The following is a 20,499-nucleotide window of genomic DNA, read 5'->3' as shown; positions in this document are numbered from 1 at the left end:
CTGAAACACCTTTTTCTTTATAAGCTGCTCGCCAACGTTTTAAAGCTGATTTCGCTCGATGAATCCCTACCAGGTCGATATCGAAGCCTGCATCTCCAAAGATTTCACGTGAACATTTGCCTTTTTCATATTCTGCAATAGCTAGTGCTCTAAATTCATCTGTGTAAGTAATTCCTTTTTCACTAACAGCCTTTACATAAGGATGTTTCTTGAGTAATTTTTGTTCTTGATTAGTAAATAGTTTCTTTGACATAAGTTCTGCTCCATCTAGTTGTTATGTTCATTATAAATAAAAGTACCCTATAAGAGAGACTTTTTTTAAGTGTCTATCTTATAGGGTACATTTTAAATCGCAAGAGAGTTTTTTTTATTACTTCATTTATTACGCTAACTTGCTAAGGATTGGCTTATTACTAAAAGTTAGGGATGATGTTTGCTAAAACGTATGTTTTGTATATAAGTATTGGAGTGGAAGCTAGGCGACTCTTTGGGGATTAACGTCACAGATTAGACCCTGGAGCGAGCAGGTAGGGGAACAAAGGCTAAAACATCACGTCTGTGACAACGCCTTTGTACCAACCTCCTGTTGTTGTTGTTGCCGCTTCCTTTCGCACAGACAAAACATGTTGTTGCTGCGTTCCGCTTTCGCACAGACAAAACATGTTGTTGCTGCGCTCCGCTTTCGCACAGACAAAACATATTGTTGCTGCCGCTCCGCTTTCGCACAAAAATACCCTATTACCCCAAGAGGCTCATCAGACGCCCACGGGAGAGCGTCAGTCGGAACGAAAATCAACTCTACGTTATGGTGACCAGCCTAAGGGGTACTTTTGTAACAAAAAATACAAGATTAATTGCAGAATAAAGTAATGGGAATGTTGAAATTTTATAAGTATCAATTTACAATATATTACTCAATAATCTTTTGATCTCGTTTATATAATTGATAGAGTTTAATAAGAGCTCGCTTTTCAATGCGAGATACATAACTACGAGAAATATTTAAACGTGCAGCGATTTCCTTTTGTGTAAGTGCATCTTGCTGGTTTAGACCATAGCGGAGTGTAACGATTTCGAGTTCACGATCGTCAAGCATATGCAAATAATGATATAGTTGTGCAACATGCTCTTTATGTTCAAGTTTTTCTGTTGCACTTTCTTCATCGCATTGTAAGAGATCTCGGATTTGTAGTGCATTACCATCTTTATCTGTACCGATTGGCTCAAATAAGCTAACATCTTTTTGCACTTTTTTCTGTGTACGCAGATGCATTAAAATTTCATTTTCGATACAACGGGCAGCATAAGTGGCAAGACGGGTTTTTTTGTCAGGCGTATAACTTTCTACGGCTTTCATCAGACCAATAGTACCGATGGAAATATAATCATCAAGTTGTTCATGTTTTGGGTGGAATTTTTTCACAACGTGTGCAACGAGTCTCATATTGCGTTCAATTAGATCGAGACGCGCTTGCTCATCACCGCCTAAAAATCGTTCAATACAAGCAGCTTCCTCTTCTTTTGAAAAGGGTTTATGGAATGTTTGCCCCTTTAAATAGCCAAGTAACGCTGGGATTTCAAGCCATAACTGCAACATAGATGTAAAAATTCCGCTCATTGAATGATTTCATCCTTTCCCCATTTTTCGACAGTATATGTTATAAAACTGTGTTAAATGAAAAAAAGTGCAACAGCAAATGCGCTGTTACACTTTTTTTAACGAGATTGTACTAATCATTAGTAATGCTAGTATTGGGAATAGGAAAAGATAAAATGCCGGGTGGAACGTATCAGATGCAAAATACGTTAAAGTTAAGATCGTACCTGCCGCTGTAATTGGTAACCCTGTAAAATAGCCGTTTGCTTCAGTAATATTGAAGCGAGCTAATCTCATCGCACCGCAGATGATGTATAGTACTGTCATCGTCATGCCGACGAAACCAAAGTCGACTAAGACAACTTTATACATTAATAATGCAGGCGCCACACCAAATGATATAATATCACTCATAGAATCTAATTGTTTACCTAGATCAGACACTTGTCCGAGTGCTCTAGCTACCTTTCCATCATAACGATCAAGAAGGGCTGCAATAAAGATAAACAAGACACTATAGCTATAGTATTCGTGTAGTGTAGCCATTATGGCCGCGCCGCCGAAGGACATATTACTGATTGTGATAAAGTTTGCTGCTTGCGATTTCATTTTCTTAACCGTGGTATCCACCAACTTGTGATAAAAAAACAAGGGGGATCACTCCTTTGCACTTAAGATATTGTACCATTATACTTCGAATGCGAAAAAATTGACAGTCTAAATTAATCGATAGGGGTTTTGTTTTATGAAAGAAAAACTATATCAACGCTTGATTGAATTAACAAACGGAAAGCAATCCTCCCATCTTTTGCAATCTATTGCAAAAGCAAAGTGGAGTAAACGAATTATTCCGAGTTACATGAAGGTATACGATATTAATCTTGAAGAGGTTTCAAAACAACAACAACATTTTTCAAGTTTACATGACTTTTTTACAAGAGAGCTTTTAAAAGATGCACGTCCAATTGAACAAAATCCCACTACTTATGTAAGTCCAGTGGATGCCAAAGTGGAATCCTTTGGACGTATCGAATGGGATATGACATTTCATGTAAAGGGTAAGCCTTATGCTTTACATGATTTACTTGGCAATGCAGAACGTGCTTCACAATATGCAGATGGACATTTTATCGTGTTTTACTTGAGTCCTGCAGATTATCACCGTATTCATAGCCCGATTGATGGGGAAGTGCTAAGACAATATATACTTGGTCAAAAATCTTATCCTGTTAACCAGCTCGGTCTTACATACGGTAAAAAACCTATTTCACACAATTATCGTTCAGTAACGGAGCTGAAAGTGGCGAATGATCAACAGATAGCATTTATTAAAGTTGGTGCTACCTTTGTAAATTCTATCATGCTCACTAATACAACAACACAGTGGCATAAGGGTGAAGAAGTCGGATATTTTTCATTCGGCTCAACAGTAGTTATGCTGTTTGAAAAGGATGCAATAGAATTTACGGAAAATGTTGTACAAGGAAGCCCAATTCGAATGGGTGAAGCCTTCGCAAATATGCTATAATGGTCGAATAATACGTTTAGATTAGGGGTCGCTATTTTGTATAATTTTTTATTACCAGATGAATTTGTCACGAGTATTTATGAAATTACACCGGAAAAGCTTCAAGACTTAGGTATTAAAGGGATTATTACGGATTTAGATAATACGCTTGTGGAATGGGACCGTGCAGATGCAACGGAAGAGCTAATTATTTGGCTGCGCATTATGAAAGAATCAGGCATTCGTGTTATTATTGCGTCGAATAACAAAGAAGCACGTGTTAAGCAATTTGCTGAGCCATTAGGTATTCCTTATATTCATAAGGCGAGAAAGCCACTTCGTAATGCCTTTTATAGTGCAATTGTTCAATTAGGACTACGACCACAGGAAGTAGTAATGGTAGGAGACCAACTACTAACAGATGTAATGGGCGCTAATCGCTTAGGTTTGCATACGGTACTAGTAAAACCAGTTGCACAATCAGATGGGCTCGTAACAAAATTCAACCGATTTATTGAACGTCGTGTGTTCAATAATTTAAAACGAAAAGGAATCAGTACTTGGGAGGAAAAAGAATGAACGAAATGCCAAATTGTATTGGCTGTGGTACAACAATTCAAACAGAAGATAAAACAGCAGTTGGGTATGCACCCCCATCATCATTAGAAAAAGACGTGGTCATTTGCCAACGTTGCTTCCGTTTGAAAAATTATAATGAAATTCAACCAGTTTCATTAACAGATGACGACTTTTTACGCATATTAAACGGTCTTGGAACACAGCAAGGCTTAATCGTAAAAATTGTTGATATATTTGACTTCAATGGGAGCTGGCTACCAGGACTTCACCGCTTCGTAGGTAAAAATCCTGTGTTATTAATCGCGAATAAAGCCGATTTATTACCGAAATCTGTGAAACCGAAAAAAGTGATTAATTGGCTAAAACGTGAAGCGAAGGCTCTAGGTCTACAACCTGTCGATGTACTTTTAGTGAGTGCCCATAAAGGTAACGGGATGGCCGAAGCAATGGAAGCCATTGATGAGTACCGTAACGGACAAAATGTGTATGTTGTAGGTTGTACAAATGTTGGGAAATCCACGTTCATTAATCGCATTATCAAGCAGGCTACTGGTGAAGGTGAGATTATTACAACTTCTCATTTCCCAGGTACCACTTTAGATATGATTGAAATTCCATTAGATGATGGTAGTGCATTATATGACACACCGGGAATTATTAATCACCATCAGATGGCACACCATATTGACTCTAGCGAATTAAAATATATTATGCCTAAAAAAGAAATAAAGCCAAAAGTGTATCAACAAAATGCTGGACAAACATTATTTATTGGCGCCCTTGCTCGTTTTGACTTTATTCAAGGAGAACGTTCGGCATTTACGGTACACGTGGCAAATGACTTACCAATACACCGAACAAAACTTGAGAAGGCAGATACATTGTATGCAGAGCATAAGGGTGAATTGCTGGCACCTCCAACTGCTGAATTTATAGAACAGCTACCACCATTAGTGCGTCATGAGTTCTCTATCAAAGAAGCGAAAACAGATGTTGTATTCTCTGGTCTTGGATGGATTACTGTGCAGCATGCCAATGTAGTTGTAGCAGCTTATGCCCCAAAGGGTGTACAAGTATCAATTCGCCCATCACTAATTTAGGATGTACAAGTAGAGAAGAGGGATTAGGAAATGAAGAAATGGTTTGCGGTTATGGGTGATCCGATTGAGCATTCAAAATCCCCGGCGATGCATAATGCTTGGTTCGAGGAAATGTCAATAGATGCGACGTATATTCCAGTGCATGTATCTTCTGAAAATTTGGAGTCAGCGGTTGCTGGCCTGAAAACATTAGGTGCTAGTGGCTGGAATATTACAATCCCACATAAAACAGCGATCATTCCTTATTTAGATGAGCTAGATGAGTTGGCAAAAAAAATGGGAGCTGTTAATACGGTTGTCCGAACAAAAGAAGGAAAATTAAAAGGATACAATACAGACGGTGTTGGTTTTGTACGTTCGTTAGAAGAAGCGGTTGGTAAGTCACATAAAGACAAGCCAGTTCTTCTTATTGGTGCGGGCGGTGCTGCTCGTGGTATTGCTTTTGCAATGCAACAGCAAGGTTTTACGAATTTAACCATTGCTAACCGCACAGTGGCAAATGCCCAAGCAATTGTCGATGAAATGGGTGTAGGTCATGCGATTTCTTTAGCGGAGGCTGAGGAATCATTAGCTGATTTCGGCATTTTAGTGCAAATGACATCGGCTGGACTTGCTACGGGCAATTTTTCAATGCCATTTTCATTAGAACGACTTGCAAAAGGCGCAATTGTAGCCGATATTGTGTATAATCCATTAATGACGCCTTTTTTAAAAGCGGCTGAGGAAAAAGGAGCAACCGTCGTTACGGGTCTTGGAATGTTCGTTCATCAAGGGGCTATTGCTTTTGAGCATTGGCTTGGTGAATACCCAAATACAAATTCAATGATTGCGCAATTAAAGGCGCAATTAGGAGGAAATTAATTTTTATGTTAACAGGTAAACAAAAACGTTTTTTACGTGCAGAAGCACATCATTTAACACCGATTTTCCAAGTAGGAAAAGGCGGCGTTAATGACGAAATGACAAAGCAAATCCGTGAAGCATTAGAAGTACGAGAGTTGATTAAGGTACGTATTTTAGATAACTGTGAAGAGGATAAGCATGAAGTTGCAGAAGCACTTGCTAAAGGTGCTCATGCAGAGCTTGTGCAATTAATCGGTCTGACAGTTGTTTTATATAAAGAATCACGCAATCATAAAAAGATTGCATTACCAAAAGCAACGAAATAAGGTGAGACGATGAAAAGGGTCGGTTTACTGGGAGGTACGTTTAATCCACCACATAATGGACATTTAATGATGGCTAATGAAGTACTGCATGCATTAGATCTAGATGAAGTTCGCTTTATGCCCAATGCGTTGCCACCACATAAGTTCGCACGTCATGATGCTAGCGATGAGGAACGCCTTGAAATGGTAAAGCGTGCAATAAGTCCATATCCGTATTTTTCTGTGGAGTCGTATGAGGTGGAGAAGGGTGGCGTATCCTATTCATATAAGACACTTTCTGCGATGTGTATAAGTGAGCCTAATGTGAAGTTTTACTTTATCATTGGAGGCGACATGATTGATTCGCTTCATACATGGTACTGTATTGATGAATTAGTGAAGCTTGTGCAATTTGTAGGAGTAAAGCGTCCAGGAACAGTGGCCACTACAGAGTACCCTATAGTAATGGTGGAAGCTCCCCAAATCGATTTATCGTCCACACTGATTCGTGAACGACTTGCTACTGGAGGAACGGTTACATTTTTACTGCCTGAAGCGGTAGAGACGTTCATACGAGAGGAAGGTCTATATGGAACGCGAACAGTACTTGGCGGCGATTAAGCCACGCATGCCTGAGAAGCGCTATATTCATACCATTGGTGTAATGGAAACAGCCATTGAGCTAGCAACATTATATGGTGAGGATGAAAAAAAGGCTGAGATAGCTGCCATCCTTCACGATATTGCGAAATATGCAGATATCGAATGGATGGAGAACATCGTCCGTGATGAAAAATTAGATGCTCGCCTTATTGGCTGGGGTAGTGAATTACTGCATGGTCCAGTAGGTGCATATATTGCAGAAAGCGAATTTGGCATTAAAGATGAGGATATGTTAAATGCTATTCGTTTTCATACAACAGGACGCGTGGGCATGAGCCGTCTAGAAAAAATTATTTTTGTTGCAGATATGATTGAACCTAATCGTAAATTTGATGGTGTTGATCGTCTGCGAAAAAAAGCAAAGAAAAATTTGGATAAAGCGATGAGTTCTTGTGTGCGCCATACATTGGCATTTTTAATTGACACAAAACAACCAATTTATCCATTATCAATAGAATGTTACAACGATATGATAAAAAGAGAGGACAGTGAAGGATGACTTCAACTTTATTACAAGCAGCTTACAAAGCAATTGACGACAAACATGGTGAGGATATCGTCGTTTTAAATATGCAAGGCATTTCACTTTTAGCAGATTACTTTATTATTGCCCATGGTAATTCTGACCGCCAAGTGCAAGCAATCGCACGTGAATTACAAGAGATAGCAGAAAAAGAGGGCTATGAAATTCGCCGTGTAGAAGGCTTTGATGGAGCACGCTGGGTGCTTGTCGATCTTGGAGATGTAGTAGCGCATGTATTCCATAAAGATGAACGTGCTTATTATAACTTAGAGCGTCTATGGGGCGATGCACCGCAACTAGACATGCCAGAGGCTTAAGTGTGAGTAGTTACGAACGATTTGCACACGTGTATGATGAGCTGCAAACCGATATCCCTTACAATCTTTATGTGGATTGGGTTTTGCAGCATGCACCGAGCAGTCAATTCCCGAATCTTTTAGATATCGGCTGTGGTACAGGTGTGCTTGGCCTGCTGTTTGCGCAGGCAGGTTACAAGGTAAGTGGAATTGACTTGTCGGAAGATATGCTCTCAATTGCCGCAGAGCGCTTTGCTGGTGCAGGATTACATGTGCCTCTCTATTGTCTGTCGATGGATGAATTAGAGGGCTTTGAGGCGCTTGACGTTGTAACGATTGCTATTGATTCGCTGAATTATGTAGTGGAAGAAAAAGCAGTTTATTCAACATTAGAACGCATTTATGGTGCTTTACGTGATGGAGGCCAGCTGTTTTTTGACGTACATTCATTATTTAAAATGAATGATATATTTTTAGACGGACCGTTTACGTATGACGATGGTGATATTAGCTATGTATGGCATACGGAACCTGGCGATTTTGAACATTCCGTTGTCCACCAAATGACGTTTTATGTGCGTGATGCTGCGAGTGATCTGTATGAACGCTTTGATGAGGAGCATAACCAACGCACATTCTCGATGGAGCAATATATGGCGTGGCTTCAGGAAATTGGCTTTAAACAAGTAGAAGTAACAGCAGATTTTACTGATGAAGGCCCTGAATATGAAAGTGAACGCATTTTTATCCGTGCGGTAAAATAGTAAAACAGCTCGCTGGTAAACTTACCAGGGAGCTGTTTTTACTTTCCGGTGTTTATTTTGTTTCGCAAATAACACTAATTTTCGAAAAAATATTTCTGTTATCTTACAACCTAATTAAAAGGAGCTGAAATTATGTGGCATTTATCATTGCGTGAAAAAAGAATGTATGAAAATGCGATGAAACTATTTATTTACGAATCTGATGAAGAGTGGACAGATTACCTTGCCTATGCAAAGGAAAATGATATTGATCCATTTAAGGGAAAGAAGCAGGAGTTAGATGTAATACGCGATAGTTTAATGAACTATTTACCACTGCGATTTCATACATATGTTTTAGATCGTACGTTGAATACACCAAATGTTCCTAAACATGTACGAGAAGATTTTTTAGGATGGAGAAATGAATAGGAGCAGCTATTTGAAAATATTCTCGATGCGGCATATGAAGAAAAGCAGAAATCGTTAGCTTATATAGAACCAAAGGAAAGAGAGGTCTTTGAGCAAAGCCTTCATGATGCAACAATAGTTAGTATTCGCCGTAATGCTACTCAAGTAGAATTAACATTTGATATGGCAGGGGGCTTTACTGCAAAGTCAATCATTTCTCTAACGTTTAACAATATTTTAAGTGAAGTAGGTCAAGTAGAACCAGAGCAGTTTTATATTTATGATGAGCTCAGAAAAACAGCGAATGGAATGGCACTACGTGTTATTTTTGATTGTCCAGAAGTGGAATGGACGATTGAAGCAGAGGAGTTAGACGCTGAATTTTATTATCGCCCAAAAACATATAGTGATTTTGCTGAAAACGGTAATTTTTCTACGTACGTTCAAACATTGCAGCTAGAGAGTGGCTTAATCTTTATTACACCTCAATTAAAAAAACGAGTAATCGGGATTCAGCAACAAGCACCGTTTTTAATTTTAGAAAATAGCAATCTATATGAAAATGATCAAGGCGTTTTTGTGGATACAATACGTGTGGCAGAAAAATTAGATGATTGTATTCATTTTTTCATACAGATACATATGAAGACCCGTATGCACATTTTAGTGAGCCAGTACCAATACAGGACTTGGAGGAGGCGGCCCTCGGTACGGATTTAGAGTTAAAGGTTCGCGCATGGAATACAATGTATGCCAATCCAGTACAGCTCGCGGAGAAGATTAATCATATTTTAATGCAGATGGATCCAACTCAAGAGGATGATATGATGCAAAATGTGTTTATTCGTCATTTTTACAATGAGGGAATCTTAACGACTGAGCTTCAAGCGAAATTTAAAGATATCTTAGCAGAATAACGCTTGTAGAAAGTAATGTTGAAAAGAGGCTGGGACATAACTGGTCGAAACCTTAAAAAGTGCGAGAAATCAATTTAGAAACGTTGATTTCTCGCGCTTTTTTGATGTGAAAATTTTTATACGCAAATTATTAGTGCGGTCAGATAGTGTTGCATGAAGGTAGATGTCGATATTTTTCGAAAGTTGGTAGATAAATTAAAAAAGTTGGTAGATAAACTAAAAAAGTTGGTAGATAAATCGATAAAGTTGGTCGATAAACAATCAAAAGTTCTCGATAAATCTCAAAACTGCAGCTCAGGGATGCCTTCGTTTTTGTCTTAATAGATAATTTATCTTTTCAACACTTGAATGATATTGTAAGATGAAATAGACTCCATATGATTACCTTTTGCAAAGGAAAGGATGTTATTTGATGATCCAATCTTTTTGGCAAAAGTACAAAAAAAGTATGTTGCTCCCCGGCATACTAGTAATCAGTGGACTTTGTTACTTCTTTTTTTCGAGATCTGACTCTTCACCTCCCCAAGAAGAGCTCATCGAAACAATCCAACCTATTGAACAAACTGATATGAAAGAATCTGTTGATGAAGCGGTCATACAGCAGGTATTTGTTGATATAAAGGGTGCTGTTATGTATCCAGGCGTCTATGAGCTGCAGACTGACCAGCGAATTATAGATGCAGTACAGCTTGCAGGAGGCTATACGCAAAATGCTGATACGCAACTCATTAATCATGCACAAAAAGTTGAGGATGAGATGGTTATTTACATTCCGATAAAGGGTGAAAAGCCTAACGATATTACCTCTAATATCTTGACGATGCCTACTAGTGGAGCATCACAAGGTGACAACGGCGTAAAAGATCAAAAGGTTAATTTAAATAAAGCAGATGCAGCTGCACTTACGACATTATCAGGTATTGGTCCATCTAAGGCTCAAAGCATTATTTCGTATCGCGAGGAGAATGGTGGCTTTAAAACAATTGAGGACTTAAAAAAAGTGAGTGGTATTGGCGAAAAAACGTTTGAGAAGCTGAAGGATTTCATTACCGTTAAGTAATGGCAGGAAATTTTGAGATATTGACGTTTCTTTTCAAAAAGGGCTACACTATAGTATAAAAAGACTGTTGAAAACGAACAGCTTATTAATTTATGGAGGTAGTCATATGGAGCGAATTACTTGGGATCAATTTTTCATGGCGCAAAGCCATTTACTCGCATTACGTAGTACATGTACAAGGCTTGCAGTAGGGGCAACTGTCGTTAGAGATAAGCGAATTATAGCAGGTGGTTATAACGGTTCAATTACAGGGGATGAACATTGTATTGAAAATGGCTGCTATGTTGTTGAGAACCATTGTGTGCGTACAGTGCATGCCGAGATGAATGCACTGCTACAATGTGCAAAATATGGTACGCCTACAAAAGGTGCAGACTTATATGTTACGCATTTCCCGTGTCTACCATGTACGAAATCTATTATTCAAGCAGGTATTGAACGAGTGTATTACGCTACTGATTATAAAAATAACCCTTATGCACAAGAACTATTTGAAAAAGCAGGTGTAGAGGTTGTACACGTTCCGTTTGATGAACGTAAAATCGACTTTTTAAGCGATGAAAAATTAGCCTTGTACATAGACATGCTAAACGAGCTTCGTGAGAGTGGTATGCCTGCAGAAAAATTGCTCCCATATGAACAGAAGGTGAGTGCATTATTTGGCAAAAAGCTTTAAAGCATAAATGGATTTACGTAGCACTAGCTGTACTTGTTGCTTCAATAGCGGCACACAAGTCAGCTTGGCTACTCGCTATTCTTCTAATTTTCGCGTTATGGCTTAAATTGAAAGGTGAAAGGCGTTTAATTTCAGCGCTTGTTATAGCCATTGGATTTCTTTCTTATTTCTTCATCGTAACATTTCAACTGACGGAACCTTCCCCTCTACCGTCAACATTCTCAATAACTTGGTCGAGTGAATATAAAATAAATGGTCAAAAGCTTAGAGGCTTTGTCAAAACTGAAACAGGTGAGAAGCTGTATGTCGTCTATACATTTTCATCAGAAGAAGAGAAAAGCTTGTATGAAACTACTTCATTGACAGGCAGGACCTATCTAGTCCAAGGAGAACTTGTAGCCCCTCTTCCACCTGCACATGCGTATGCGTTTTCTATGGAAAAATATTTAATCAGTAAAGGTGCTAGGGGAATATTTGAAGTTTCAAGCTGGACCTTTATTGAAGAGAAAAAATCTATACGTTCGTTTCTTGCTAAACAGAGACACTATATGAAAAAACATATTGAAACAACATTCCCGGATTCACTGGTTGCAGAGGCACAAGCACTTCTAATAGGATTGCAGGATCAAGTCGATTATGAGCTTCAAAGGGCCTATCAAAAGCTTGGTATCACCCATATATTTGCTATCTCTGGTTTGCATGTGGCACTTGTCTCATGGTTGTTTTTTGAAGGCCTTTTACGTCTAGGCGTACGGAAGGAAATGGCGACCTTAGTTTTACTCATCATTTTACCTATCTATGGGGTGATTGCGGGTGGTGCTCCTTCCGTATGGCGCGCAGTATCTGTTGTAGAATTAATCATGCTGATGCGTTACGCTAGGTGGCAAATATCGATTGACGATGCCCTAGCAATTAGCTTTCTTTGCTTTGTCCTACTTGAACCAGGTGTCATTTATCAGATTGGCTTTCAATTGTCATATTTAGCAACGGTTAGTCTTGTCTATTCGGGTGTCATTTTAAGACGATCCACGAACTGGTTAATCCGTTCATTTTTCATTACATTTGTATGCCAGCTTCTTGTTTATCCATTATTACTCCATCATTTTTATGAAATTTCTATTTCTTCATTTTTAGCGAATATTATTTTCGTACCACTGTTTTCCCTTGTTATTTTGCCTTTTAATATTGTCTTGTTTGTCATAACGATTATATCGATGCCAGTAGCGAAAGCTTTGTTTGTTGGATACGAGCCGTTCCGTGTGTGGCTTACAAAGTTTATTTTATATCTTCAGGAATTGCCGTTTCAGATGTGGTCGCCAGGGCAGCCTGCTATATGGCTTATTTGCGTAGCATTGATCAGCATATTAGCGGGCTTCTATTTTATAGAGATAAAACAGTATGGTAAATTTGCAGTTGTCATGTTTATTCCTGCATTGTGTATTCATTTATCACCGATGTTGTTTACCGATACTAAGCTGACATTTTTAAACGTTGGTCAGGGTGATTGTACAGTTATAGAATTACCGTTTAGAAGGGCTGTGTATGTTATTGATTCAGGCGGCGTACTACGCTTTGAACAGGAGATATGGAAGACTTCAGAAAGCCCATATGAGGTTGGGAGACAAGTTGTGGTACCATTTTTGAAAGGAAAAGGGATACGAAACATTGATATTTTTATCGCCACTCATGCGGATGCTGATCACGTAGAGGGAGCTGAAGAGATTTTGCAAGAGATTAATATGCATGAAATTCATCTCACTCCTGGTTCGATGGATAAGCCTGTTATGCGGGATTTACTGATGGAAGCCAAGAAGCAAAAAGTTTCTGTGAAAGAAAAAATGCGGGGAACTGCATGGCGCATAGGAAAAACTAGTTTTTATTATTTATGGCCCCGTGACACTCTTTATGAGGGGAATGATGATTCAATTGTTTTATATATGCAACAGGGGTCATTTCGAGCATTGTTTACGGGTGACTTAGAGGAATATGGTGAACAGGAGCTTATCCATCTTTACAACAAGCAATTAGCGAATATGACAGTGTTGAAGGCTGGACACCATGGCAGCAAAACATCGAGTATGGAGCCTTTTGTAGAGCTGTTACGGCCTGAATTAACCATTTTCAGCGCGGGACTAAATAACCGCTATCGTCATCCACATGGTGAGGTAGTGGAGCGTTTTACAAGTCGAAATTTAGCTACTTTAACAACTGGAATAGATGGGACGATTGAAGTAAGAATTCGTGGCAATAGTTGGTCTGTGCAAAAGGGAAAAGACCTTGTCCAATGAGCAAGGTCTTTTTCCTCGTACATTAAATTCAATTATTTAGAGGCTACTTCTACTACTATCGCGATGAGAAACATAAGTGCAAACATTCCAAATGATACACCGAAGCCAACTCCTGAATCAGTTGCATCGTTACGGCGACATTGTATGTTTTTTCCTTCAAATGGATTCATTGTTATCCCTCCAATTCTGTTATTTATTATAAGACATCGTTTTCATAAAAGCTATATCGAAACGGAGAATTTACCATGTGGCAAAGAATCGACACAATTCGGTCAAAGTCACAAAGGAATTTCAAATCATGTATACTAGTAGTATTGCTAGATGGAGGGAAAATTATGATTTCAACGGTTTGGAATAATATCAAAAAAGGAGAGCTCTCACCAGTGTATTTACTCGTTGGTGAGGAAGGTTATTTTATAGATGAAACAGTTAAACGGTTAAAAGAAGCGATAGGCCCCGAAGAAGAGATAGAGATGTCAACATTTGATTTGGAAGAAATGCCAGTGGATGCCGTTATGGATGAAGCAGATACAATTCCTTTTTTCTCTGAGCGAAAGCTTATCATTGCTAAAAACGCATCCTTTTTAAAGGCAACTGAAAAAGGAAAAGAAAAAATTGACCATGATATTAAACGCTTAGAAACATGGCTTGCTAATCCTTCTGATTTTTCAGTTACAGTTTTTATCGCACCTTATGAAAAATTGGATGAACGTAAAAAAGTGACAAAGATGATGAAGGAGCATGCGTTATTAGTCCAAGCTGAAACACCAAAGGAGCAGGACTTAGCTGTGTGGATACAGAGTAGAGTTAAAGCAGAGGGCAACCGCATTACACAAAATGCGATTGAGCAGCTTGTCGCAATGGTTGGATCGAATATGCTACAGTTGCAAATGGAAATTGAGAAGCTAACCCTTTATATAGGAGATGGCGGTGAAATAACGGCTACGCTAGTTGAGGATTTAGTGGCAAAAACGTTAGAACAGGATGCCTTCAAAATGTTAAATGCTTATTTTGCAAACGATTCTGTAGGGGCACTGTCTATTTATCACGATTTACTACGTCAAAAGCAAGAGCCTATCATGCTTGTCGGTTTGCTTGCATCAAATGTACGTACGATGTCCAATGTGTTTTATTTATTAAAAAAGGGCTATCATCCACAGCAAATCGCAAAAAATTTAAAAATACATCCTTATCGTGTCAAGTTGATGGTTGAGCAGCGTAATCGTCCATCAGAGGAAAGTTTATTGAAGGCGTTATATCAGTTAGCAGAGGTTGATTTACAACTGAAATCAACTGGAGGCAATCGTGAGCGTTATTTAGAACTCTTTTTACTACGTCGGCTTTAAGGATTGTGTAGAAGAAAACATCTATTGATGAGCTGTCCGAAGCAATAGGGGCAGCTTTATCAAGGTGTAATTAATTTTCTTGTAAATTAAAAAGATCAGCTACTCTTAATAGAGTAAACTGATCTTTTATAACAATTACGCTTTTTTAGCAAGGCGAGACTTTTTACGAGCCGCCGCGTTTTTGTGGATAAGTCCTTTTGAAGCTGCTTTATCTAAAGATTTGTAAGCTGCTTGTAAAAGTTCTTGTGCGTTTTCAGCTTTAGCAGCAACAGCGTTCTCAGCTTTTTTCACTGTAGTACGCATTGCAGATTTAGCTTGAGTGTTAGCAGCGTTAGCTTTTTCGTTAACTTTTACGCGTTTAATCGCAGATTTAATGTTTGGCATATGTTTCACCTCCTAAAATAGGTACGAGATGATATCTTCTCATTGATTTCTTGTGTCAATACAACAAAAATCATTTTAACAAACGCTAGGACAAATTGCAATAGATAAATGCAAAGAATATTTACTTGACAGTTTGAACAAACTACAGTTGAGGTGAACTGTATGCAAAATTTTAATTGGCAACGTACGGATTTGATTGATGAGTCTGAAGAGGTAGTTTTACATCAAACGAAAGAGCAAAAAGATACACTTAAAGAGTCGAGTGGTATTCAAATTGAAGATATCAATGCTGGTCGGGTAAAAATCACTGATGTGCTCGTCGATGCAGAAGGTGAGAAGCAAATTGGAAAGAAGAAAGGGAAGTACATTACTCTTTCTGTGCCTACTTTGACGTTAGAAGATCAGGATGGATTTGAGCAGCTTGAGAAAGAATTGCTTGCGAATTTCAAAAAAATGCATGAATCCATGTCATGGAAAGAAGATGACAAAATTTTAATTATTGGTTTAGGGAATCGGACAATTACACCAGATGCTATAGGACCGTATCTTATTGATCATTTGCATAGTTTAGATGTAATAGATGAAAAATTCGTCATGTATGCGCCTGGTGTAACGGGGCAAACAGGATACGAGACTGGTGAATTTGTAGCGGCGTTAGCAGAGCGACTAAAACCTAAATTAATTATTGTTGTAGACGCACTTGCAACGAGAGCTAGTGATCGCTTATGTAAAACAATTCAATTAACAGATACAGGGATACACCCTGGTTCAGGTGTAGGAAATCAGCGTAAGGAAATATCATATGAGATGCTTGGCATTCCTGTTACCGCAATCGGTATCCCAACAGTAGTTGATGCACCTGTATTAATTGCGGATGCTGTAGAGGTAATGCTACGTTCTATAGCTGCACGAGTGGCAGAGCGAAGTAAACCTTCATCCAAATTGTCATTGTCGTCTTGGCAACCAGATATAAATAAAGAACTAGATATGTCTTTAGTACAGCCGATTTTTGGAGAATGGGCTACATGGTCTAAAGAAGAGCGTCAGCAATTATTTGCAGAGACTTTCGCAGGCTCGCATACACAGCTAATGGTAACGCCAAAGGAAGCCGATTATTGGGTAGATAAGTATGCAAAAATCGTGTCTTCTATGCTTATGAAATGGGCAAATAATCTATAATTTTTTTCGTTCTAAAAGGCATACCCCCTCCATACGATAAGGGGAGGAGGGTGTGACTTTGCTAAAAAAACTACAGTGGTCATTTGGTTTATTGTTGTTCTTTTTCGTATTACCTGTCATTGCTGGGCAACTTCCGTTCAACAAGCAAGCATCGACTCCGATTAAAGAACCTGAGGATAAACAAGTCGTGTTTGCCGCTACTAATTTACCTGAACAAAGTGCACTGGAGCAGACAAAAGAGGAAACAAAGAATCAAGCAAAAGAGGAAACAAAAGATCAAACAAAAGATCAAACAAAAGATCAAGCACAAGATAAAACACAAGATCAAACACAAGATCAAACACAAGATCCATTTAAAGTCTTGTTATTATTTACGCATTCACAGGAATCATATCAACCAATGGTGAAAGCTGTTAGCGGGAAGGCGGCCTATTATGATGAAAAAACAAATATTTATAATTTAAAAGATACTATTTCTAAGCATTTTAGCATGAATGGTATACAAACTGACGTTTTAGATGTTGATGTTATGAAGGAACTAAAACTTAAGGGAAAAAGTTTTCCGGATTCTTATAACTTTGTACGTCCTTATTTAGCAAAACGTTTACAAGAGCAATCCTATGATTTAGTGATTGATTTTCATCGAGATTCTGCCAAGAAAAATGCGACAACGATAACCCATAATAACGAATCGTATGCACGGATTGCGATTGTCATTGGTGCAGAGCATAAGAATTATAGATGGAATACTGCTTATGCAGAAAGTCTATCAGCTGCTATGAATGAAATTGTGCCGAAAATTTCCAGAGGTGTTATATCAAAAAGTGGTGACAATGTGGATGGACGTTATAATCAAGATTTAACAAAAGAAATGATCTTAATCGAAATAGGTGGAATTGACAATACAGAAGAAGAATTGAATCGTACAATTGCTGTAATAGGAAAAGCTATATCAAAATCCTTCAATACAGGAAAATAAAAAATAGATTTTTTGGATTGGCAAAAAGCTGGACTTTTTTATAGTCTTCTTTTTGCCAATTTTTGTTTAGATGTAGCACTTAATCATTTTTTGGACAAAGTATGAAAATTGAATGATTGTTAGCAAAAATACCAGGAATTTGTTTTAGAAAAAATAGTTGTTAAGCCTTTTAATTATTCATTTCTTGCCTTATAATTTTCGAGTCAGCACATAAAGATTTGACGAAGAGTTGTAAAAGTTTTAAAGCGGCATATGCAATAGGCGAAATACGCTAAGCATCTACCATTTTGGAGATGCTTTTTTGATGGATAAAATATGAAAAAGATTAACCTTTATTTTAAAAGAATGAAGGAAAACATACATATGAGAAGTTATTTCCGAGTTGTTTATGTGATCAAAAAGAATATTAAACTTCTATCAGCAAATGTTTTCTGCGCGAAAGCGAAACGACAGCGGCAAATGTTTTCTGCGCGAAAGCGGCAATTATGCCGAGGGGATAATTAATAAATATCATTAGATGTAAACTTTTATTTATACTCATCCGTCATTTATATAAGTGAATGCACTGAATCATTAGTTAAAAGGGGACGATATTGACTTAATACTAAAATTTACACTATAAAAAAGGTTTGTAGATTATCGGAAGAAGAGGAAGGAATATTATGTCAGGCAAGACAGTCAATCATCGTTATATCCCTGGATTAGATGGGATTCGAGCTTTAGCAGTACTAGCTGTGATAGCTTATCATTTTAACTTTAAATGGGCCAGTGGAGGGTTCCTAGGAGTTGATATCTTTTTTGTTTTATCGGGTTACTTAATAACCTCTACTATTTTACCTTTACAAGGAAATCAATTAAAAGTAGGGCTAGGAGAATTTTGGATTGGACGATTTCGACGCCTAATACCTGCTGCGTACGTAATGATTATTACTTCATTCGCTTGGGCTACCTTATTTCATAAGGAACTTCTTCATACATTGCGCGGAGATGCAATATCTTCTATTTTTTATTCAAGTAATTGGTGGTTCATTTTCCATAAGCTCTCTTATTTCGACAGTTTTGGATCCCCTTCACCTATAAAAAATTTATGGTCTTTAGCAATTGAGGAACAATTTTATCTTATTTGGCCAATTCTGTTAATGCTAGGGCTTTATCTTGTTAAAAAACAGAGTAAATTAGCCATTTTTATCTTTATCGGTGCATTATGTTCAGCTGTGTTAATGGGCTTACTGTATGAGCCAGGAGCTGATCCTAGTCGTATATATTACGGGACAGATACACGTTCCTTTGAATTACTTATAGGCTGCTGGCTTGCTCTCGTTTGGCCGATGAAAAGACTATCTTCTCAAAAACTAACTACTGACCATGTTAATAAACTAAATGCTATAAGTTTGCTTGCTTTTAGTATTTTCATATTAAGTATTATTTTTGTAAATGAATATCAAACTTTCTTATATAGAGGAGGCATGTTCCTATTTTGTTTGAATGCAGCTATATTAATAGCGTGTGTTTGTCATCCAATTAGCATTTTAGGAAAATTACTTTCTTTGAAGCCTCTACGTTGGATTGGTTCAAGATCATATGGAATTTATCTATGGCATTATCCAATCATGGTGTTGGGTACTCCAGTCCACGAAATAGGTAATCCTACGTACTGGCGAGTTGCTATACAGCTAGTTCTTATTTTGATTATTGCAGAATTATCGTATCGTTTTATTGAAATGCCAATAAGGAAAGAAGGTTTCCGCTCCTATTATCGACAATATCTTGTAGTTAATAAAGATAAATGGGGCAGCATTTCGTTTACTAGAAAAATTTCTACTGTGCTTGTTCCACTATTCCTTCTAGTATTTTTTACTGGAATGACAGGCGTTATAGGAAAAGAACAAACGGAATCAAAAGAGTCTAAGCCAACAGAAATTAAAATAAATGGTGGAGAACAACCTTCTAAGCAAAATGATACCGTAGCGGAAAAAGAAACAACGGAAAGCGATTCATCGATTGTTAAGAATGAAAAAACTGAAACTAACCATCAATCGGACAAAGAAGAACCTAAGCAAGGAAAGAATGATACAACTGCTAATCCTAATGAATCCTATAATGGTATATTAGCTATTGGAGATTCTTTAATGATAGATATTGCTACAAGCTTACATAATGTCTATCCTAACATTACAATTGATGCAAAAATTGGTCGCCAAGTTTCACAAGCTGTCCAACTGGCACCAAATTATGCTAGTTTTAATGAGCCAAATAAAGCGGTTATTATTCAACTTGGCACAAATGGTTACTTTACGGATGATCAGATCGATGCACTACTTAAAGCATTCTCCAATGCCGATATTTATTTAGTGAATACTCGAGTACCGCGCTCATGGGAAAGTAATGTAAACTCTTCATTACAACAAAAAGCTCAAGAGCATGATAATATTACATTGATTGATTGGCATTCGGTTGCAATTAATCATCCAGAGTTTTTTGCTCCGGATGGTGTCCATTTAGTACAAAAAGGTGTTAATACGTTAACAAGCCTTATTCAACAAACAATAAATATATAATTTAGTAATAAAATATCCAGAGTGCACGTAAGTGTAGCTGGATATTTTTTGTAGGAAAATCTTAAGCACTCTTTATCATTTTTTTATTGATTGCAGAGGAAATGGCACGCTATTTAGAATAACCATTGATTTAACAGCATTTATGCCGTTCTAATGTTATGTTACAGACTGCTCCTCTAATTCCTTCAATACATGGCCGTAAATCTTATAGACACAGCCTACAGTCCAGATACGAGATTTTCATTCTACATTGGCGTTCCAATGTTAATACTGTACGTTATTGTCGGTACATATTTGCATAAAAAAGGAAAGATTAATAATCCTAGTTACAAACCATTTTTAGATGCACAATAAATGACAAAGAAATTAAATAATCCAACTATATATAAATAGTTGTTTGCATCCATTTTTCTAGTAAATAATCAGAATATTTCAGGGATTGCAATGAGTTAAAGAAGATACTGAATGTGTGAGGTTTTTAAATAAGAAATAATCCATTTGACTGCCCTCAATTCATTCTAGTTTTTGGTTGCTTAACCGGAAGA

The 20,499-nt window shown here is 37.7% G+C and carries 22 protein-coding genes and 1 pseudogene; 18 read left to right on the top strand and 5 right to left on the bottom strand.

The genetic code is table 11. The features are described 5' to 3' along the window. From ABH966_RS14520 to pssA, 3 genes are all read right to left on the bottom strand, one after another. Positions 1 to 253: HTH domain-containing protein (locus ABH966_RS14520; RefSeq protein ID WP_370079524.1), on the bottom strand; the 253-nt coding region annotated here is incomplete at its 3' end. Positions 254 to 910: 657 nt separating this feature from the next. Then, complete coding sequence (sigK, locus tag ABH966_RS14515) at positions 911 to 1,618, bottom strand: RNA polymerase sporulation sigma factor SigK (protein ID WP_370079523.1); 708 nt, start codon at positions 1,616 to 1,618, stop codon at positions 911 to 913. An 87-nt stretch (positions 1,619 to 1,705) separates the two neighbouring features. Continuing rightward, positions 1,706 to 2,206 (bottom strand): CDP-diacylglycerol--serine O-phosphatidyltransferase, encoded by a 501-nt coding sequence (gene pssA, locus ABH966_RS14510; RefSeq protein ID WP_370079526.1) that lies wholly within the window; start codon positions 2,204 to 2,206, stop codon positions 1,706 to 1,708. A 136-nt stretch (positions 2,207 to 2,342) separates the two neighbouring features. Between pssA and ABH966_RS14505 the strand changes: the two genes are divergently transcribed. From ABH966_RS14505 to ABH966_RS14440, 14 genes and pseudogenes are all read left to right on the top strand, one after another. Beyond that, positions 2,343 to 3,125: a phosphatidylserine decarboxylase gene (locus tag ABH966_RS14505; protein WP_370079522.1), complete on the top strand. Its 783-nt coding sequence runs from the start codon at positions 2,343 to 2,345 to the stop codon at positions 3,123 to 3,125. 36 nt (positions 3,126 to 3,161) lie between these two features. Next, complete coding sequence (locus ABH966_RS14500; protein WP_049667747.1) at positions 3,162 to 3,683, top strand: YqeG family HAD IIIA-type phosphatase; 522 nt, start codon at positions 3,162 to 3,164, stop codon at positions 3,681 to 3,683. Beyond that, a complete protein-coding gene (gene yqeH / locus ABH966_RS14495; protein WP_370079521.1) occupies positions 3,680 to 4,783 on the top strand; it encodes a ribosome biogenesis GTPase YqeH in 1,104 nt (367 codons plus the stop codon). The genes ABH966_RS14500 and yqeH overlap by 4 nt, the downstream gene beginning before the upstream one ends. Positions 4,784 to 4,813: 30 nt before the next feature. Beyond that, positions 4,814 to 5,644: a shikimate dehydrogenase gene (gene aroE / locus ABH966_RS14490; protein WP_370079520.1), complete on the top strand. Its 831-nt coding sequence runs from the start codon at positions 4,814 to 4,816 to the stop codon at positions 5,642 to 5,644. Between the two features lie 5 nt (positions 5,645 to 5,649). Continuing rightward, positions 5,650 to 5,952, top strand: coding sequence for a ribosome assembly RNA-binding protein YhbY (yhbY, locus tag ABH966_RS14485; protein ID WP_323653381.1), 303 nt, complete (start codon positions 5,650 to 5,652; stop codon positions 5,950 to 5,952). A 9-nt stretch (positions 5,953 to 5,961) separates the two neighbouring features. Further along, complete coding sequence (locus ABH966_RS14480) at positions 5,962 to 6,552, top strand: nicotinate-nucleotide adenylyltransferase (protein ID WP_370079518.1); 591 nt, start codon at positions 5,962 to 5,964, stop codon at positions 6,550 to 6,552. After that, positions 6,521 to 7,093 (top strand): bis(5'-nucleosyl)-tetraphosphatase (symmetrical) YqeK, encoded by a 573-nt coding sequence (yqeK, locus tag ABH966_RS14475; protein WP_370079517.1) that lies wholly within the window; start codon positions 6,521 to 6,523, stop codon positions 7,091 to 7,093. Before ABH966_RS14480 ends, yqeK begins: the two co-directional genes overlap by 32 nt. After that, positions 7,090 to 7,434, top strand: coding sequence for a ribosome silencing factor (rsfS, locus tag ABH966_RS14470; RefSeq protein WP_370079516.1), 345 nt, complete (start codon positions 7,090 to 7,092; stop codon positions 7,432 to 7,434). Before yqeK ends, rsfS begins: the two co-directional genes overlap by 4 nt. A gap of 2 nt (positions 7,435 to 7,436) precedes the next feature. Then, a complete protein-coding gene (locus ABH966_RS14465; protein ID WP_370079515.1) occupies positions 7,437 to 8,177 on the top strand; it encodes a class I SAM-dependent DNA methyltransferase in 741 nt (246 codons plus the stop codon). Between the two features lie 132 nt (positions 8,178 to 8,309). Further along, positions 8,310 to 9,287, top strand: a pseudogene (locus tag ABH966_RS14460) (DUF4085 family protein). 26 nt (positions 9,288 to 9,313) lie between these two features. Beyond that, complete coding sequence (locus ABH966_RS14455) at positions 9,314 to 9,484, top strand: hypothetical protein (protein ID WP_370079513.1); 171 nt, start codon at positions 9,314 to 9,316, stop codon at positions 9,482 to 9,484. 412 nt (positions 9,485 to 9,896) lie between these two features. Beyond that, positions 9,897 to 10,544, top strand: a complete 648-nt coding sequence (locus ABH966_RS14450) for a helix-hairpin-helix domain-containing protein (RefSeq protein ID WP_370079512.1) — start codon at positions 9,897 to 9,899, stop codon at positions 10,542 to 10,544. A gap of 106 nt (positions 10,545 to 10,650) precedes the next feature. Further along, the gene (locus ABH966_RS14445; protein ID WP_370079511.1) at positions 10,651 to 11,220 is read left to right on the top strand and encodes a ComE operon protein 2; all 570 of its coding nucleotides are present in this window, start codon (positions 10,651 to 10,653) and stop codon (positions 11,218 to 11,220) included. A 107-nt stretch (positions 11,221 to 11,327) separates the two neighbouring features. Continuing rightward, positions 11,328 to 13,508, top strand: a complete 2,181-nt coding sequence (locus tag ABH966_RS14440; protein ID WP_370079510.1) for a DNA internalization-related competence protein ComEC/Rec2 — start codon at positions 11,328 to 11,330, stop codon at positions 13,506 to 13,508. 32 nt (positions 13,509 to 13,540) lie between these two features. Here the strand turns inward: ABH966_RS14440 and ABH966_RS14435 are convergent, their stop codons facing one another. Next, positions 13,541 to 13,678, bottom strand: a complete 138-nt coding sequence (locus ABH966_RS14435; RefSeq protein WP_142508925.1) for a YqzM family protein — start codon at positions 13,676 to 13,678, stop codon at positions 13,541 to 13,543. 165 nt (positions 13,679 to 13,843) lie between these two features. Here ABH966_RS14435 and holA point away from each other — a divergent pair, with 165 nt between their 5' ends. Further along, on the top strand, positions 13,844 to 14,854 hold the full coding sequence (holA, locus tag ABH966_RS14430) for a DNA polymerase III subunit delta (protein WP_370079509.1): 1,011 nt from the start codon (positions 13,844 to 13,846) through the stop codon (positions 14,852 to 14,854). 135 nt (positions 14,855 to 14,989) lie between these two features. Here holA and rpsT read toward each other — a convergent pair whose 3' ends face one another. Beyond that, the gene (gene rpsT, locus ABH966_RS14425; RefSeq protein ID WP_142508923.1) at positions 14,990 to 15,238 is read right to left on the bottom strand and encodes a 30S ribosomal protein S20; all 249 of its coding nucleotides are present in this window, start codon (positions 15,236 to 15,238) and stop codon (positions 14,990 to 14,992) included. Positions 15,239 to 15,400: 162 nt separating this feature from the next. On the opposite strand from rpsT, the gene gpr reads away from it, so the two are divergent. The 3 genes from gpr (at position 15,401) to ABH966_RS14410 (ending at position 19,954) form a co-directional block, all read left to right on the top strand. After that, the gene (gene gpr, locus ABH966_RS14420; RefSeq protein WP_370079508.1) at positions 15,401 to 16,417 is read left to right on the top strand and encodes a GPR endopeptidase; all 1,017 of its coding nucleotides are present in this window, start codon (positions 15,401 to 15,403) and stop codon (positions 16,415 to 16,417) included. Between the two features lie 52 nt (positions 16,418 to 16,469). After that, positions 16,470 to 17,396, top strand: coding sequence for a stage II sporulation protein P (gene spoIIP, locus ABH966_RS14415; RefSeq protein WP_370079507.1), 927 nt, complete (start codon positions 16,470 to 16,472; stop codon positions 17,394 to 17,396). 662 nt (positions 17,397 to 18,058) lie between these two features. Then, positions 18,059 to 19,954, top strand: coding sequence for an acyltransferase family protein (locus ABH966_RS14410; protein ID WP_370079506.1), 1,896 nt, complete (start codon positions 18,059 to 18,061; stop codon positions 19,952 to 19,954). Positions 19,955 to 20,499 lie beyond the last annotated feature (545 nt).

It is taken from the genome of Lysinibacillus sp. RC46 (assembly GCF_041262385.1).
Lineage (GTDB): Bacteria > Bacillota > Bacilli > Bacillales_A > Planococcaceae > Lysinibacillus.
The sequence above is the reverse complement of the archived record's forward strand: the minus strand, read 5'-3'. Positions and strand labels throughout refer to the sequence as shown.